Consider the following 15,919-nt stretch of genomic DNA (forward strand, 5'->3'; position numbering starts at 1 on the left):
ACTCGTCGGTGTGGTGAGCACCGACTGGAAGAGCGACCTCAGGCAGCGCGGCTACCGGCTGACGCCGCAGCGGCAACTCGTGCTCGAAGCCGTGGACACCCTTGAGCACGCGACCCCCGACGACATCCTCGTGGAAGTGAGGAAGACGGCGTCGGGGGTCAACATTTCTACGGTGTACCGGACCCTGGAGCTCCTGGAGGAGCTGGGTCTCGTCAGCCACGCCCACCTCGGGCACGGCGCGCCGACGTACCACCTCGCCGACCGGCACCACCACCTCCACCTGGTGTGCCGCGACTGCACCAACGTGATCGAGGCGGACGTGTCGGTGGCGGCCGACTTCACGGCCAAGCTGCGGGACACCTTCGGCTTCGAGACCGACATGAAGCACTTCGCGATCTTCGGGCGGTGCAAGGACTGCTCCCGCGAGAGCTCGCTGAAGAATTCAACTACCGAGTCGTAGGCTTGCGCTTATGAAGAGCCCTCTGCTGACCCTGCCCGGCGCCGTCCCCGCCGAGGGCGTGGACGAAGGTGTCGCCGCCCACTACGGCGATCTGTTCCGTGAGCAGCGCGCCCTCGCCGGCGGCGCCGGTTTCGTCGACCTCTCGCACCGCGGGGTGGTCGCCGTGACCGGGGCGGACCGGCTGAGCTGGCTGCATCTGCTGCTCACCCAGCACGTCAGCGAGCTGCCCCCGGGCGAGGCCACCGAGGCGCTGATCCTCTCCGCGCACGGCCACATCGAGCACGCGCTGTACCTGGTGGACGACGGCACCACGGTGTGGGCCCATGTGGAGCCCGGCACCCAGGAGGCGCTGATCGCGTACCTGGAGTCGATGAAGTTCTTCTACCAGGTCGAGGTCACCCACCGGACCGCCGACATCGCCGTGGTGCACCTGCCCGCCGGGTCCATCGCCGAGGTCCCGGACGGCGTCGTCGTCCGCGAGACGGCGTACGGCCGTGATCTCTTCCTGCCGCGTGCGGAACTGGAGACCTACGCCGAGAAGACCGGCCCCGCGGCCGGGCTGCTCGCCTACGAGGCCCTGCGCGTCGAGCACCACCGCCCGCGCCTCGGCTTCGAGACCGACCACCGCACGATCCCGCACGAGCTGGGCTGGATCGGCAGCGCGGTCCACCTCCAGAAGGGCTGCTACCGCGGCCAGGAGACGGTCGCCCGGGTCCACAACCTCGGCAAGCCGCCGCGCCGGCTGGTCTTCCTGCACCTCGACGGCAGCGACGTCCACCTGCCGCCCGCCGGGACGGAGCTCCGGCTCGCGGAGGAGGGACCCGACGGCCGCAAGATCGGCTTCATCACGACGCCGGTACGCCACCACGAGCTGGGCCCGGTCGCGCTGGCGCTGGTGAAGCGGAACGTGCCGACGGACGCGCCGCTGGTGGCGGGGGAGACGGCCGCGGCGCAGGAAGTCGTCGTAGAGCCGTAGCCCGGTCTTGCCGTAGCCCCGTCTTTCAGATCTCCAGCAGGACTAGATCTCCAGCAGCACGGTGAACGGGCCGTCGTTGGTGAGGGAGACGCGCATCTGCGCGCCGAAGCGGCCCGTCGCCACCGTCGCGCCGAGGGCGCGCAGCTGGGCGACGACCTCCTCGACCAGCGGCTCGGCCACCTCGCCGGGGGCGGCGGCGTTCCAGGTGGGACGGCGGCCCTTGCGGGCGTCGCCGTAGAGCGTGAACTGGCTGATGACCAGGAGCGGGGCGTCGATGTCACTGCACGACCTCTCGTCGTGCAGCATGCGGAGCGACCAGAGCTTGCGGGCCAGTTGGGCCGCCTTCTCCTTGGTGTCCTCGTGGGTGACTCCCACGAGGACGCACAGGCCCTCCCCGTCGATCTCCCCGACGGTCCGTCCCTCGACGACGACGCTCGCGCCGTCCACCCTCTGCACCACTGCACGCATGGGCCCCATCATGCCGTGCGGCCGGAAGCGGCCCGCGAAGAGATTCTTTTTTGCTCCTTAACCCCCCATCTGGGGCCGATCGGGGGCACTCGGTCACATAGCGGCCACTTGGGGTGGCACGATGCTCCCACACGCCGGTCGAGGGGACGGTAGAGGCACATGAGCACACCGAGTACGGGGCAGCCCCCTGGGGTTGTCTCCTTGACCCACGCGGGCGGCCGGAACCGGCTCCGCCCGCCCGCCCAGCGCTCCGCGGCGGAACAGCAGCCGCGGCCGGCCGCCGATCCGCCCGGGCGCGATCTGCTGCCGCTGCGCCTGCCCGAGCTGCGCACGCTGCGCCGGGCCGCCCAGCGCGACGAGGCGGACCTGAGCTATGTACGGCGGCTGCTCCAGGGGCGGATCGACATCCTGCGGGCGGAGCTGGCCCGGCGCTCGCCGCTGGGCGCCGCGTCCGTCGTGGAGCGGCTGCCGGAGATCCTCCGGGACGCCCCGGCCCGCCACCGCTCCTCGGCCCGCCACGTCACGCTGGGCACGCCGCACAGCGAGGAGTACCGGCGGCTGGCCGCGGAGATGCTGGCGGAGGTCGAACTGTCCGACCTCGGCGCCCGCACGGACCTGGAGCTGACCGAGGCGATGGCCCGGCTGGTCCGCTACGAACAGCAGGTCTCGCTGCGCCGCCACGTCCTGCAGCGCACGGCGGACGACTGCAGCGCGGAGATCGCCCGCCGGTACCGGGAGGGGGAAGCGCAGGTGGACGATCTGCTGCTGTGAGCCGTGCGCGGGGGGTGACGAGGGCCGGAGAAATCGCCGCGACACCCCCACCGGCCCGCGCCTAACGTGAGTCCATGACCCGCGCCGCTGACATCGACGTCCGACCGATCACCGAGGCCGAGTTCACCGACTGGACCCGGGCCGTGAACATCGGCTTTCTGCGCGAACCCACCCTCACCGAGGGCCAACTCGCCGCCAGGAAGCCGTGGTTCGTCCCCGGCAGGCTCCTCGGCGCCTTCGACGGTGACCGCTGCGTCGCCACCTTCCGCTCCTTCGACCAGCAGCTCACCGCCGTCGGCGGCGCCGCCGTCCGGGCCGACGCCGTCACCAACGTCACCGTCTCCCCCACCCACCGTCGCCGAGGTCTCCTCGGCCGGATGATGGAGCGCGACCTGGCCGCCGCCCAGGAGCGCGGGGACGTCGTCGCCACCCTGATCGCCGCCGAGTACCCGATCTACGGCCGTTACGGCTTCGGCCCCGCCACCACCATGGCCGAGTGGACGATCGACGTGCCCCGCACCGGCCTCGACCCCCGCTGGTCAGGACCCGGGGACGGCGGCCGGATCGACCTCGTCGACGCCCCCGACGTCCGCAAGCTGGGCCCCGAGCTGCATGAGCGCCTGCGCCGCACCCAGCCCGGCGCCGTCAGCCGCGACGACCTGTGGTGGCAGATCACCACCGGCGCCGTCGAGTTCTTCCATCCCTTCGTCGAGCCGCACTACGCCGTCTACCGCTCACCGGCCGGTGAGGTGGAGGGCATGGTGGCGTACACCTCCGACGATCACTGGGGCGACGGCAAGCAGCCGCTGAACACCGCGAAGGTGAAGTGGCTGATGGCGGTCTCTCCGGCCGCCGAGCGGGCCCTGTGGCGGTATCTGTGCTCCATCGACTGGATCACCACCGTGAAGACCGGCTGGCGGGCCCCCGACGACCTGGTCCCGCACCTTTTCCCCGACCCGCGGGGCGCCCGCATCACCAGCCAGGCCGACTGGCTGTGGGTGCGGATCCTCGATGTCGTCCGGGCGATGGAGGCGCGGACGTACGCGGGGGCGGGGGCACTGGTGCTCGACGTCGTCGGCGGCGGCGGGCGGTACCGGGTGGAGGCGGACGCGAACGGCGCCGGGACCTGCGCGGCCACCACCGACAGCGCCGACCTCACGCTGACCCTCTCCGACCTCGCCACGCTCTGGCTCGGCGACGAGTCCACCGTACGGCTGGCCGCGCTCGGCCGGGCGGTGGAAGAACGAGCGGGCGCCGCCCGGCTGGCCGACGCCCTGCTGCGTACGTCCAGGCGGCCTTGGTGCCCGGACCTTTTCTGAGCTCCTCCCGCCGGTGACAGGCCTTGTCCTGCGTGCTCATCCGTAGCGTGCTGTTCAGTTGTGGTTGTCGCTCGGTGGTGCCGGCCGCCCGGGCTCCCGGCTCCCCTCCGGAAGGGAACCCGGTCGGCCGATGTGGATCCAGGATCGCCAACCCCGTGAACCTGTGACCAGGTTGCTCAAGTTGGCGACCAACTTCTCTGTACTTATCACCGCATGGAAGCGGCTCATAACCACCTTCCGCTGAACTGCCCAAAGATGGCGGGAAGTTGTACTGTTTGGCCGTGGACCCGAAACACGCCTCCGCCACTGGGCGGAAGAGGTCACCTCGGCCACAGACGTCACATCGTGAGGTGGCCGACGAGCTGCGCGCCCGGATCGGATCCGGCGCTCTGCGGCCCGGCCAGCGCATGCCCACCCAGGCCCAGCTGGCGCACGAGTTCGGCGTAGAGCGGGGAACCGTACGGCAGGCGCTGCGGATCCTGCAGTCGGAGCGGCTGCTCACCAATGTGTCCAAGGGCAGCCCGGCCATCGTCGCCCCCGACCTCGGCAGGGCGCTGACCGGCTCCGGAGCCCCGCCGCTGCCCACCACGGTGGCCCTCGCGCCCCGGATAGGGGCCGCCTTCGCCGCCCCGCACGTGGAGATCGACGCCCTGTGTCTGACCGCCATCTCCCTCACCCTCGCCATCGGTGAACCGCTGCGCCAGATCCACGCCGGGCGGCTGAAACCGGCCAAGGTCGACGTCCGCGTCCTGCTGCCGAGCCGCCATATCGCCCTCGCCTTCCCGGCCCCCGTGGACGCCTCGGCCGCGGGCCGGCTGCGCCGCCACTGGCTCGCCCAGCGCAACGCCCAGGGCCAGGTGCTCCGGCACAATCTGCTGGCGCTGCGGGCGACGCACGGCATCGACGTGCGGGTCACCTTCCGCGCGCTGCCCTTCACCCCGCCGGTGAAGCTGTACCTGCTCAACGGCGCGGAGGCGCTGTTCGCGTACTACACGGTGACGCGCCGCGAGGAGGAGGTCGACCACGAGTCCCTGGAGCTGTACGACGCCGAGGGCACCCGGTCCATGCTGTTCGCCTTCGAGCAGGGCACCGGGCTGCGCGACACCACGTTCGTGGAGCAGTCCAATCTGTGGTTCAACTCCCTGTGGGAGACGATCAGTTCGGAGCTGGATCTCACGAGCTGATCATCTTCCGAGCTCTGCTCAGGTCGTCCCCGTCCGGTCGTGACTCAGGAGAACGTGGCAGTGAACGGCAGCAGAAGGCTCTCGCCGCAGGAGATCGCCGACACCCTGCGGGAACGGATCCGTGCCGGAGACCTCAAGGCGGGGGACCGGCTGCCCACCCAGGCCGAACTCGCCGAGGAGTTCGGCGTGGAACGCGGCACGGTCCGCCAGGCCCTGCGCGCGCTCCAGGAGGACGGCCTGCTCAGCAACGTCAGCAAGGGCAGCCCCCCGCGGATCGCCGTGCCGGCCCCCGCCCTCGGCGAGCCCCAGCCGACCATGGTCGGACTCGCCCCGCGCCTGGTGGAGGCGTTCGCCGCCCGGCACGTGCGCGTGGACGTCGTCTGCCACTCCGCCGAGACCCTGATGCTGGCCCTCGGCGACCCGCTGCGCCGGATCCACGAGGGCACCCTGCGCCCGGAGTCGATCGACGTGCGCATCCTGCTGCCGTCCCGGGACATCACGCTCGCCTTCCCGGTCCTGATCGAGGGCGACGCCGACGACGACTCCCTGCACCGGCGCTGGCTGGGCATCCGCAACGCCCAGGCCCAGGTGCTCCGGCACAATCTCCTTGCCCTGCGAGGGATGCCGCACGGCATCGATGTGCGGGTCAGCTTCCGCGGGCTGCCCTTCACCCCGCCGGTGAAGCTGTACCTGCTCAACGGCGAGGAGGCGCTGCTCGGCTACTACGTCGTCACCGAGCGCGAGGAGGAGTACGAGAGCCGGACCCTGGAGATGTACGACGCGGTCGGTGCCCAGTCCCTGCTGTTCTCCTTCGCCCGGCGGGCCGCGGAGCGTGACCAGGCCTTCGTGGCGGAATCGCAGAAGTGGTTCGACGCCCTCTGGGAAACCATCACCAAGGACGTGACACTCTCCTAGTGACCTCTGAGGCGCAGACTGAAGCCGAGACCGACCGGACCGAGCACGCCCCCGCCGAACTGCACGACCTGGTCAGGAACGCCCGTGTGGTCCTCTGGGACTTCGACGGGCCGATCTGCCGTCTGTTCGCGAGACACACGGCGGAACGCGTGGCGACGGACCTGGTGGACTGGCTGGAGGGTCGTGGCCTGCACGATCTGCTGACGGCGGCCGAGCGGGACGCCCTCGACCCGCATGTCGTGCTGCGGGCAGTGGACCGACGGCACCCGGGCGGTGACCTGGTTGCCGAGCTGGAGGATCGTTTGACCACAGAGGAGCTGAAGGCCACCTCCTCCGCGATGCCGACGCCGTACGCCGATCCATTGATCCGTACCTTGACCGCGGTCGGCTCCCGGCTGGCCATCGCGACGAACAACTCCCCGCGGGTAGTGCGCGCCTACCTGGAGAGCCGCGATCTCACCGCGTGCTTCACCCCGCACATCTATGGCCGCACCCAGCGGCTCAACCACCTCAAGCCCGACCCGGACTGCCTCAACCGGGCCCTGAGGGCGATGGGTGTGGCCCCTGCTTCTGCGCTGATGATCGGCGATGCCCCCACGGACTATTTCGCCGCGCGGGCGGCCGGAGTCGCGTTCCTCGGCTACGCGCGTAACGACCGCAAGGCGAGGCTGCTGAACGAGGCCGGGGCGATGTCGGTCGTGAATTCGTTGCAATCGGTGTTGAGAGCGGTTCAAGGACGAGACTGACGTTGGCTCCCGGCTTCCTGCCAGCCCGGAGCTCGGCGGCAGCTCGGGTCAGCGGGACCGACCTCCTGAGCGCGGTGCGTAGGCTCGGGCCATGAGCGAGAGCGGGCTGCGGGAGCGGAAGAAGCGGCGGATGTACGAAGCCGTGTCGGAGGTGGCGATCCGGCTGTTCCTGCAGAAGGGCTTCGACGCGGTGTCGGTCGCGGAGGTGGCCGCCGCGGCGGAGATCTCCAAGCCGACGCTCTTCCGGTACTTCCCGGCGAAGGAGGACCTCGTCCTGTACCGGATCTCCGATCACGAGGACGAGGCGGCACGGGTGGTCGCGGAGGCGACGGGGTCGCCCGTGGACGCGCTGCGGCGGCATTTCCTCGCCGGGCTCGAGCGGTGCGATCCGGTGACCGGGCTCAACGACCATCCGCAGGTGCTCGCCTTCCACTCGCTGCTGTACGGGACCCCCTCGCTGGTCGCCCGCGCGTACCTCCACCAGCAGCGGGCCGAGGCCGCGCTCGCCGAGGCGCTCGGCGGGGATCTGGACGCGCGGCTGGCGGCGGGGCAGATCATCGCCGTGCAGCGGATCCTCGCGCTGGAGAACTGGCGGCGGATCGCGGCGGGGGAACGGGTGGCGGACGTGCGGGGGGACGCGGTGGCGGCGGCCGAGCGGGCATTCGGGCTGCTGGCGGCGGCAGTACCGCCGTTGCGTGATCCTCGGTAATAAATTTAACTCGGTTACATTTTTGGCGTAGGCTCGGTGGAATGACGTCCGCCGAGCCCGCCCCCAATGACCTTCTCCGCAGCGAACGCGCCCACCACGACCGCTGCCGTGCCGCCCTCGACGCGATGGTCGCCGGGGCCGGTGAACAGGTCATCGTGGGCGAGGACGTCTCCGCCTCCGGAGCCGATGCCGAAGTGCTCGGGTACCGGCTGCGCAGCCGGGCGAAGGAGATGCGGGAGCTGCCCGAAGGGCCCCTGTTCTTCGGGCGGCTGGACTTCGGCGACGGCGCGCACGCCGGGCAGGGCTATCACGTCGGCCGGGTGCGGATCACCGAGCATCCGGCCGCCCCGCCCCTCGTCGTCGACTGGCGCGCGCCCGTCTCCCGCGCCTTCTACCAGGCGAGCGCGCGTGACCCCCAGGGCGTCGCCGTACGGCGGCGGTTCGGATGGGCGCCGGGCAGCCGGGGCGACTCCGCCGACCTCACCGGACTGGAGGACGAACACCTCGGCCGGGGGGAGTCGCGGGTCAGCGAGATCGTCACGCGGGAGATCGAGCGGCCCCGGGTCGGGCCCATGCGGGACATCGCCGCGACCATCCAGCCCGAGCAGGACGACCTGGTCCGCGCCGATCTCGCCGTCTCGATCTGTGTGCAGGGCGCCCCGGGCACCGGGAAGACCGCGGTCGGCCTGCACCGGGCGGCCTACCTCCTCTACACCCACCCCCAGCGCATCCAGCGCTCCGGCCTGCTGATCCTCGGCCCCAACCGCACCTTCCTCGGCTATGTCTCCGAGGTGCTTCCCGCGCTCGGCGAGACGGGCGTACGGCAGTCGACGCTGCTGGAGGAGATCGCCCGGCAGCCGGTCACCGTCGCCGACGAGGAGCGGGCGGCCGTGCTCAAGCACGACGCGCGGATGGCGGAGGTGCTGTGCCGGGCGCTCTACGCGCGGGTGGCCGGGGAGGGTGCGGGTGCGGGTGCGCTGGTCGTGCCGGACGGCTCGTACCGCTGGCGGGTGGCGGAGGACGAACTCGCGCGGATCGTACGGGAGGTGCGCGCCGACGACCTGCCGTACGACCGGGGGCGGGAGCGGGTGCGGACGCGGATCGTGGCGGCGCTGCGCCGGCAGGCCGAGCGGCGGGCGGGGCCGCGGCCGAACGCCTGGGTGCGCCGGATGTCGGGGGCGCGGGGCGCCGGGCCGTACGTCGACGCGGTGTGGCCCCGGGTACGGCCGGAGGAGGTGCTCGCCGAACTCCTCGCGGATCCGGCGGTGTTGGCGGCGGCGGGCGAGGGGCTGCTCGACGCCGAGGAGCAGAAGGCGCTGCTGTGGGCGAAGCCGCCGCGGTCGTTCAGGTCGGCGCGCTGGTCCCCGGCGGACCTGGTCCTCCTCGATGAACTCGCCGGGCTCCTCGACCATCCGCCGGGCTACGGCCATGTCGTCGTCGACGAGGCGCAGGACCTGTCCGCCATGGAGTGCCGGGCCATCGCGCGCCGGGTGCCCTTCGGCTCGCTGACGGTGCTGGGGGATCTGGCCCAGGGGACGACCCCCTGGGCGGCCCGCTCCTGGACCGCCCTGCTCGGGCACCTGGGCAAGCCGGACGCGGCTCTGGTGCCGCTGACCACGGGATTCCGGATGCCGGCGGCCGTCGCCGAACTGGCCAACCGGCTCCTGCCCCGCCTCGACGTGGACGTACCGGCGGCCCGCTCCCTGCGCACGGACGGCGAGCTGACCCTGCGCCGAACGCGCCCCGGGCACCTGCCCGGGACGGTCGTGACCGCGGTACGGGACGCCCACGCGCGGGAGGGCGCCATCGGTGTCATCGCCGCCGACGGTGACGTCACCTCCCTGCACGCGGCCCTCACCCGGGCCGGCGTCCTGACCCCGCGCGTGACGGTGATCGCGGCGAGCGCGGTCAAGGGCCTGGAGTACGACCACGTGGTCCTCGTGGAGCCGGCGACGATCGCGGAGTCCGAGCCCCGCGGCCTGCACCGGCTGTACGTGACGCTGACCCGCGCGGTGTCACGGCTGGAGGTCGTGCACGCGAGGGCACTGCCCTTCTGAGGCACGCTGGTGGCGATGCCCCTCTTCCTCGGCACCGACGGCACGTTGCTCCCCTTCGGGGGTGCGGGAACCTGAAGAGCGCCAACGCCTGTCTCCCGCCCTGGCTCGGGCTGCCTGCGCGGGCGGGCGGCCCTTCGTCCGGGGCGACGACGAGATCGGAGAGCCCGACCGGGTGTGGGCCGCCGAGCACTGTTCCGCGCCCGCGCTGCTCCACCGCGTCGATCACCGCCCGGGCCTGACCAAGCGGACTTCGGCGTGCCGGCGCGGTGGGTCAGTGGGCGTGCCGGGTCAGCAGCTCGGTGACGCGGAGGTAGCCGTCGGTGCCGTGGCCCTCGGCGACGACCCGGCGGGCCTGGCCCTCGACGACGCGCATCAGGCTCGCGTCGATGCCGTGGGACTCGGCGGTGTGGACGATGTGGGCCATGGAGGAGACGGCCGAGGTGATGGGGTTGATCTCGCCCGAGTACGTGCCGTCGTCGGTGTCCCCGGCGAACTCCGCGAACAGCGGCGGCAGGATCGCGCCGATGCCCTGCGCGAAGGGGGCCAGCTCCCGGGCGGTGACGCCCTCGGCGCGGGCCACCGCGAGGGCGTGCGCGTAACCGGCCATCGCCGTCCAGAAGAGGTCGAGCAGGGCGATGTCGTAGGCGGCGGCCCGGCCGATGTCCTCGCCGAGGTGGGTGTGGGCGCCGCCGAGGGTGGACAGGACCGGCTGGTGGCGGTCGTAGAGGTCCTTCGGGCCGCTGAGGATGAAGACCGCTTCCGGGGTCCCGATGCTCGGCGCCGGGGTCATGATCGCGCCGTCCAGGTAACGGATGCCGTGCGCGGCGGCCCAGCCGGCCGTGTCCCGGGCGCGGTCGGGGCTGTCGGCGGTGAGGTTGACGACCGTACGGGCCTTCAGGGCGTCGGTGACCTCGTCCTGCCGCAGGATCGCGTCGGAGGCGTCGTAGTTCACGACGCAGACGACGGTCAGGGGCGCGGCGGCGACCGCCTCGGCGGCGGTGGCGGTGGACCGGGCCCCGCGGGCGACCAGGTCCCGGTCCCGGCCCGGCGTGCGGTTCCAGACGGTGGTGGCCACCCCCGCGTCGAGGAAGGCGCCGGCCAGGGCGCGACCCATCGGACCCAGGCCGAGGACGGTGACGGCAGACTGGTCGTCGTACGTGGACATGCTTCTCCCATACGTGAACATGTGTGAATAAAAGGGGCGATGATGACGCGCAGCCGTGCTCAGGATCCGAACGTCTGCGGAGTGACCGCCGCCATCGCGGTGATCGACGGCAAGTGGAAGACGAGCCTGCTGTGGCTGCTGGAATCGGGCCCGCACCGGCCCGCTGAACTGCGGCGCCGGCTGCCCGGCCTCAGCGAGAAGGTGCTGACGCAGGCGTTGCGCGAGATGGAGGAGGACGGTCTGGTGCACCGGGAGGTGCACGACGTACTCCCGCTGAAGACGGTCTACTCCCTGACCGGCTCCGGCCGTGAACTCTCCGGACTCCTCGGCCCCCTCTCCGACTGGGGTCACCGCCGGCTGGAGCGGCTGGCGGCTTCCTGATCACCTGCGTTCAGCTTCGCGGGCGGGCGCGGTGATGCCAAGTACGCACAAAAAAGTGGGTAGGGCCGCCCCCGGTGTCACAGCCGGGTGGGGCTGTCTCGTCTCAAGGGTGAGCGGCGACCGGGCCGCTCGGGAAGGAGCCGCGTGACCCGCACGGAGGAGTTCGAGGAGCTGCGCACGCTGCTGTTCGCCATCGCCTACCGGATTCTCGGCAGCGTCGGCGAGGCGGAGGACGCGGTGCAGGAGACCTGGCTGCGCTGGGAGAGCGCCGAGACGCGCCCGGCGTCCACGAAGGCCTACCTGTCGACCGTGGTCACCCGGATCTCCATCGACGTCCTGCGCTCGGCACGGGTGCGCCGGGAGCAGTACGTCGGCCCCTGGTTCCCCGAGCCCCTGCTGAACGACCCCTACGAGGACCCGGAGCGGTCGGCGGAGCTGGCGGACTCCCTGTCGATGGCGGCGCTGGTCCTGCTGGAGCGGCTCACCCCGCTGGAGCGGGCGGTGTTCGTGCTGCGGGACGTGTTCGGGTTCGGCTTCCCGGAGATCGCCTCGGCGGTGGACCGCTCGGAGCCGGCGTGCCGTCAGCTGGCGGTACGGGCGCGGCGGCACATGGACGCCGGGCGGCCGAGGTTCGAGGCGGACCGCAAGGAGCGGGAGGCGCTGGCGGAACGGTTCTTCGACGCGTTCCGGGAGGGGGACGTGGACGGGCTGCGGGAACTGCTGGCCGGGGATGTGCAGATGGTCGGCGACGGCGGCGGCAAGGCTCCGCAGTGGGCGCGAGCCATCGTGGGCGCCGAGAACGTGGCGCGGCTGCTGGTCGCGATGGCCCAGCCGTTCGAGCTGATCGGCGTCACGGCCGAGCCGCACGAGGTGAACGGGCAGCCCGGGGTGATCTTCCGGGACCGGGACGGCAAGGTCATCAACATCATGGCGATCGACATCGCCGACGGCCGCGTCCGGGCGATCCGCTCGGTGATCAACCCCGAGAAGCTGACCCACGTGGGCCCGGTGGCGGACGCGTGGGCGGTGATGCGGGAGGCGAACCGGGCCCGCCGGGCGGAGGCGTGATCTGGCTCACGTCCTGTCACAGCCGCCCCGGGCCCGGTGTCTGAAGGCCGGATCCCTGCAATCGGATCCTGCAATCGGATCCCTGCAATCGGAGGAGGCATCGTGACTTTCGTGGCCGAGAACGTCGAGGTCGTGGTCGTGGGAGGCGGGTACGCCGGGGTGATGGCGGCCAACCGGCTCACGCGGCACGGGAACGTGCAGGTGACGGTGGTCAACCCGCGGGCGGGCTTCGTCGAGCGGATCCGGCTGCACCAGCTGGTGGCCGGGACCGACGACGCCGTCGTCGAATACCGGGAGGTGCTGACCGAGGGGGTCCGGCTGGTCGTCGACTCCGTCGAGCGGATCGACGCGGCCGGGCGCCGGCTGGAGCTGGCGTCCGGGGGCAGCGTCTCCTACGACTACCTCGTGTACGCCGTCGGCAGCGGCAGCGCCGAGCCCGGCGTTCCCGGTGCCGCCGAGTTCGCCCGTCCCGTCGCCACCCTGGAGGAGGCGGAGCGGCTGCGGAACGAGCTGCACGACACGCCCGTCTCCGCCCCGGTCACCGTCGTGGGCGCCGGGCCGCTCGGCATCGAGGTCGCCACCGAGCTGGCGGAGGAGGGGCGGGCCGTCACGCTGGTGTGCGGTGGGGCGCTCGGGCCGTATCTGCACGCGCGCGGGCGGCGTTCGGTGGCGAAGCGGATGGCGGCGCTCGGGGTGAGCGTCCTCGACGGGCCCGGCAGCACGGTGACGGCCGTGACGCGGGATGCCGTACGGCTGGAGGACGGCCGTGAGGTGCCGAGCGCGGTGACGGTGTGGGCCGCCGGGTTCGGCGTACCGGATCTCGCCGCGCGCAGCGGGCTGAGCACCGACGCGCTCGGCCGTCTGCTCACCGACGAGACGCTGACCTGTGTCGACGACGTACGGATCGTCGCGGCCGGCGACAGTGCCGCCCCGTCGGACCTGCCGCTGCGGATGAGCTGCCAGGCCGCGATACCACTCGGCGCGCGGGCCGCGGACACCGTGCTCAGCCGGGTCGCGGGGGAGGAACCGGCGACCCTCAACCACGTCTTCGCCGGGCAGTGCGTCAGCCTCGGACGGAAGGCGGGCATCTTCCAGTTCGCCCGCCGGCACGACGTGGCGGTGTGGTTCCACATCGGCGGCCGGCTCGGCGCGCGGGTCAAGGAGTTCGTGTGCAAGGGCACCGTCGGGCACCTGGCCGGCGAGGCGGCCAAGCCGGGCTCGTACCGCCTGCACAACGTCTCGGGCGGCCCCCGGCGCGGCGAGCAGCTGGCGGCCCGGAGCACTGACGCCACCGTCGAACACGTGGCCTGGCGCGGGTCCGTACAGGGGAGAGAACGATCATGAGTGAGCACGTCACCGACCCGGCGACCGAGATCTTCGTCGCCCACCGCAACCTCCTGTTCACCGTCGCCTACGAGATGCTCGGCTCGGCGGCCGACGCGGAGGACGTGCTCCAGGAGACCTGGCTGCGATGGGTCGAGCTCGACCTGGACCAGGTGCGTGACCCCCGCGCCTACCTGGTCCGGATGACCACCCGGCAGTCGCTCAACCGCCTGCGCACCCTGAAGCGCCGCAAGGAGTCCTACGTCGGCCCCTGGCTGCCCGAGCCGCTGCTCACCTCGCCGGACGTGGCCGAGGACGTCGAACTCGCCGAGAGTGTCTCGATGGCGCTCATGCTCGTCCTGGAGACACTCTCGCCGACGGAACGCGCCGTCTTCGTCCTGCGCGAGGTCTTCGACGTCGGCTACGACGAGATCGCCGAGGCCGTCGACAAGACCCCCGCGGCCGTACGCCAGATCGCCCACCGGGCCCGGCAGCACGTCGACGCCCGCCGCCCCCGCGAGGCGGTCTCCGCGAGCCGGACCCGGGCGGCGCTGGAGTCCTTCCGGCACACCATCGAGACCGGCGACCTCCAGGGCCTGCTCGACGTCCTCGCCCCCGACGTGGTCCTGATGGCGGACGGCGGCGGCGTCAAGCAGGGCGGCGCGGTACGCCCGATCGTCGGTGCCGACCGGGTGAGCCGCTACATCATCGGCGGCGCCGGAAAGGCCAAGTTCACCATCGGTTACGAGCCCTGCGTGGTGAACGGCCACCCGGCCCTCGCCCTCCTGGTGAACGGCGAGACCGACGGCATCATGGCGATCCGCCTGGACGACGACCGCATCACCGGCCTCTACTACGTCCGCAACCCGCAGAAGCTGACCCACATCGACACGGAGAACCGCCTCACGCTGCGCTGAAACTCCGCCGGGGCCGCCGTCGGCATGACATGGCGCACTATTGCAAGCAGGTGCTTGCAATAGTTAGCGAGGGTGGTGCAAGGTGGGGGCATGGCAACACTCAACGTCGGCAATCTCGGTGAGTACCTGCGCGAGCAGCGGCGCAACGCCCAGCTCTCGCTGCGGCAGCTCGCCGATGCCGCCGGGGTGTCCAATCCGTATCTGAGCCAGATCGAGCGCGGGCTGCGCAAGCCGAGCGCGGAGGTCCTCCAGCAGGTCGCCAAGGCGCTGCGGATCTCCGCCGAGACGCTGTACGTGCGGGCCGGAATCCTGGACGCCGAGCGGGACCGGGACGAGGTGGAGACGCGCGCCGTCATCCTCGCCGATCCCACGCTGACCGGGCAGCAGAAGCAGGTGCTGCTCCAGATCTACGAGTCCTTCCGCAAGGAGAACGGATTCGCGATAGCGGCGGACGACGACGCCATGACGGGCACCGGCGCCGACGCCGGGCCCGTCCGGCTCGACGACGGCCCCCGCACCCCAGCCGCCGGCAAGGACGCCGGCGCACCGGACACCGAAGACCCGCGGGAGCCGCGGCCGCCGGCCGGCTGAGCCGGGCGACCGGCCGCCGTCGCACGCGCCCCGCGGGACCGCCCCCACCCACCCTCATCTGCAGTAACCCCGGGAGGACCAGCAAAATGGCCATCACCGACGACCTCCGCAAGACCCTCAGCGACCCGACCCCGCTCTACTTCGCCGCCGGCACCGCCGACCTGGCCTTCCAGCAGGCCAAGAAGGTCCCCGGCCTGGTCGAGCAGCTGCGTGCCGAGGCCCCGTCCCGGATCGAGGCCGTGCGCAACACCGACCCGAAGGCCGTGCAGGAGAAGGCCGCCGCCCGCGCCAAGGAGGCGCAGGCCCGGGTCAAGGAGACGCAGGAGACCCTGCAGTCCAGGGTCAGCGAATTCATCAGCTCCCTCGACGGGGACCTGAAGAAGCTCAGCACCACCTTCGACGCCGACCTGAAGAAGTTCGGCGAGAACGCCCAGGACTTCGCGCTGCGCGGCGTCGGCGTGGCCGCCGAGTACGCCGTGAAGGCCCGGGAGACCTACGAGAAGGTCGCCGAGCACGGCGAGCAGGCCGTGCGGACCTGGCGCGGCGAGGCGGCCGAGGAGATCGAGGAGCTCGCCATCGTCGTGGAGCCGAACGCCAAGCCCGTCGAGCCCGTCGAGGTCACGCAGGAGGACAAGCCGGCCGAGCCGAAGCCCGCCGCGTCGGCCGCGCCGAAGAAGTCCCCCACCCCCACCCCCACCCCGAAGAAGACGGCCCCGCGCAAGCCGGCCGCCAAGAAGACGACCCCGCCCGCGAAGTAACCGGGCCGGGCGATAACCGGACGGGCCGGGCACTTGGCGAGTGCTCGGCCCGTTGACCGGGTAGCGGGCCTGCGGTTGCGGGTACGGTGACCGCGTAGGGACGAGCCGAGT

General features: G+C 72.0%; 17 protein-coding genes. 15 read left to right on the forward strand and 2 right to left on the reverse strand.

Features of this window, described 5'->3' with window-relative positions; all coding sequences use genetic code 11:
• The first annotated feature begins 10 nt into the window (after positions 1-10).
• Both ACWD11_RS14395 and ygfZ read left to right on the forward strand, forming a co-directional pair.
• On the forward strand, positions 11-460 hold the full coding sequence (locus tag ACWD11_RS14395; protein ID WP_389418038.1) for a Fur family transcriptional regulator: 450 nt from the start codon (positions 11-13) through the stop codon (positions 458-460).
• A gap of 10 nt (positions 461-470) precedes the next feature.
• Positions 471-1,436, forward strand: coding sequence for a CAF17-like 4Fe-4S cluster assembly/insertion protein YgfZ (gene ygfZ / locus ACWD11_RS14400; protein ID WP_451283195.1), 966 nt, complete (start codon positions 471-473; stop codon positions 1,434-1,436).
• A 42-nt stretch (positions 1,437-1,478) separates the two neighbouring features.
• On the opposite strand, the gene dtd is transcribed toward ygfZ, so the two are convergent.
• Positions 1,479-1,904, reverse strand: coding sequence for a D-aminoacyl-tRNA deacylase (dtd, locus tag ACWD11_RS14405; RefSeq protein ID WP_389418040.1), 426 nt, complete (start codon positions 1,902-1,904; stop codon positions 1,479-1,481).
• Positions 1,905-2,063: 159 nt separating this feature from the next.
• Between dtd and ACWD11_RS14410 the strand changes: the two genes are divergently transcribed.
• The 7 genes from ACWD11_RS14410 to ACWD11_RS14440 all read left to right on the forward strand — a co-directional run bounded on the left by ACWD11_RS14410 (position 2,064) and on the right by ACWD11_RS14440 (position 9,605).
• Positions 2,064-2,675: an RsiG family protein gene (locus tag ACWD11_RS14410; protein ID WP_389418041.1), complete on the forward strand. Its 612-nt coding sequence runs from the start codon at positions 2,064-2,066 to the stop codon at positions 2,673-2,675.
• A gap of 74 nt (positions 2,676-2,749) precedes the next feature.
• Positions 2,750-3,994: a GNAT family N-acetyltransferase gene (locus ACWD11_RS14415; RefSeq protein ID WP_451283198.1), complete on the forward strand. Its 1,245-nt coding sequence runs from the start codon at positions 2,750-2,752 to the stop codon at positions 3,992-3,994.
• Between the two features lie 275 nt (positions 3,995-4,269).
• A complete protein-coding gene (locus tag ACWD11_RS14420) occupies positions 4,270-5,178 on the forward strand; it encodes a GntR family transcriptional regulator (protein ID WP_451283200.1) in 909 nt (302 codons plus the stop codon).
• A 60-nt stretch (positions 5,179-5,238) separates the two neighbouring features.
• Entirely contained in the window at positions 5,239-6,093 is an 855-nt protein-coding gene (locus tag ACWD11_RS14425; RefSeq protein ID WP_451283202.1) for a GntR family transcriptional regulator, read from the forward strand.
• The gene (locus ACWD11_RS14430; RefSeq protein WP_389418045.1) at positions 6,093-6,839 is read left to right on the forward strand and encodes an HAD family hydrolase; all 747 of its coding nucleotides are present in this window, start codon (positions 6,093-6,095) and stop codon (positions 6,837-6,839) included. Before ACWD11_RS14425 ends, ACWD11_RS14430 begins: the two co-directional genes overlap by 1 nt.
• Before the next feature lie 91 nt (positions 6,840-6,930).
• Positions 6,931-7,548, forward strand: coding sequence for a TetR family transcriptional regulator (locus ACWD11_RS14435; RefSeq protein WP_389418046.1), 618 nt, complete (start codon positions 6,931-6,933; stop codon positions 7,546-7,548).
• Between the two features lie 41 nt (positions 7,549-7,589).
• The gene (locus ACWD11_RS14440; protein ID WP_451283205.1) at positions 7,590-9,605 is read left to right on the forward strand and encodes a HelD family protein; all 2,016 of its coding nucleotides are present in this window, start codon (positions 7,590-7,592) and stop codon (positions 9,603-9,605) included.
• A 271-nt stretch (positions 9,606-9,876) separates the two neighbouring features.
• Here ACWD11_RS14440 and ACWD11_RS14445 read toward each other — a convergent pair whose 3' ends face one another.
• Complete coding sequence (locus tag ACWD11_RS14445) at positions 9,877-10,770, reverse strand: NAD(P)-dependent oxidoreductase (RefSeq protein ID WP_451283206.1); 894 nt, start codon at positions 10,768-10,770, stop codon at positions 9,877-9,879.
• Between the two features lie 42 nt (positions 10,771-10,812).
• Between ACWD11_RS14445 and ACWD11_RS14450 the strand changes: the two genes are divergently transcribed.
• The 6 genes from ACWD11_RS14450 (at position 10,813) to ACWD11_RS14475 (ending at position 15,808) form a co-directional block, all read left to right on the forward strand.
• Positions 10,813-11,151, forward strand: coding sequence for a winged helix-turn-helix transcriptional regulator (locus ACWD11_RS14450; protein WP_389418424.1), 339 nt, complete (start codon positions 10,813-10,815; stop codon positions 11,149-11,151).
• A gap of 144 nt (positions 11,152-11,295) precedes the next feature.
• Positions 11,296-12,219 (forward strand): RNA polymerase sigma-70 factor, encoded by a 924-nt coding sequence (locus ACWD11_RS14455; protein ID WP_451283208.1) that lies wholly within the window; start codon positions 11,296-11,298, stop codon positions 12,217-12,219.
• Positions 12,220-12,330: 111 nt separating this feature from the next.
• Positions 12,331-13,563 (forward strand): NAD(P)/FAD-dependent oxidoreductase, encoded by a 1,233-nt coding sequence (locus tag ACWD11_RS14460; protein WP_451283531.1) that lies wholly within the window; start codon positions 12,331-12,333, stop codon positions 13,561-13,563.
• On the forward strand, positions 13,560-14,459 hold the full coding sequence (locus ACWD11_RS14465) for an RNA polymerase sigma-70 factor (protein WP_389418050.1): 900 nt from the start codon (positions 13,560-13,562) through the stop codon (positions 14,457-14,459). Before ACWD11_RS14460 ends, ACWD11_RS14465 begins: the two co-directional genes overlap by 4 nt.
• 90 nt (positions 14,460-14,549) lie before the next feature.
• On the forward strand, positions 14,550-15,050 hold the full coding sequence (locus ACWD11_RS14470) for a helix-turn-helix domain-containing protein (RefSeq protein WP_389418051.1): 501 nt from the start codon (positions 14,550-14,552) through the stop codon (positions 15,048-15,050).
• Positions 15,051-15,136: 86 nt separating this feature from the next.
• Positions 15,137-15,808 (forward strand): hypothetical protein, encoded by a 672-nt coding sequence (locus ACWD11_RS14475; RefSeq protein ID WP_451283210.1) that lies wholly within the window; start codon positions 15,137-15,139, stop codon positions 15,806-15,808.
• Positions 15,809-15,919 lie beyond the last annotated feature (111 nt).

The sequence above is a fragment of the Streptomyces sp. NPDC002776 genome, assembly GCF_053592195.1.

Bases quoted from the DNA above. Each gene is read 5' to 3' on its own strand.
- ACWD11_RS14415 (WP_451283198.1), top strand. From the start codon at position 2,750: ATGACCCGCGCCGCTGACATCGACGTCCGACCGATCACCGAGGCCGAG.
- ACWD11_RS14470 (WP_389418051.1), top strand. From the start codon at position 14,550: ATGGCAACACTCAACGTCGGCAATCTCGGTGAGTACCTGCGCGAGCAG.
- ACWD11_RS14450 (WP_389418424.1), top strand. From the start codon at position 10,813: ATGACGCGCAGCCGTGCTCAGGATCCGAACGTCTGCGGAGTGACCGCC.
- ACWD11_RS14440 (WP_451283205.1), top strand. From the start codon at position 7,590: ATGACGTCCGCCGAGCCCGCCCCCAATGACCTTCTCCGCAGCGAACGC.
- ygfZ (WP_451283195.1), top strand. From the start codon at position 471: ATGAAGAGCCCTCTGCTGACCCTGCCCGGCGCCGTCCCCGCCGAGGGC.
- ACWD11_RS14445 (WP_451283206.1), bottom strand. From the start codon at position 10,770: ATGTCCACGTACGACGACCAGTCTGCCGTCACCGTCCTCGGCCTGGGT.
- dtd (WP_389418040.1), bottom strand. From the start codon at position 1,904: ATGCGTGCAGTGGTGCAGAGGGTGGACGGCGCGAGCGTCGTCGTCGAG.
- ACWD11_RS14410 (WP_389418041.1), top strand. From the start codon at position 2,064: ATGAGCACACCGAGTACGGGGCAGCCCCCTGGGGTTGTCTCCTTGACC.
- ACWD11_RS14475 (WP_451283210.1), top strand. From the start codon at position 15,137: ATGGCCATCACCGACGACCTCCGCAAGACCCTCAGCGACCCGACCCCG.
- ACWD11_RS14465 (WP_389418050.1), top strand. From the start codon at position 13,560: ATGAGTGAGCACGTCACCGACCCGGCGACCGAGATCTTCGTCGCCCAC.
- ACWD11_RS14435 (WP_389418046.1), top strand. From the start codon at position 6,931: ATGAGCGAGAGCGGGCTGCGGGAGCGGAAGAAGCGGCGGATGTACGAA.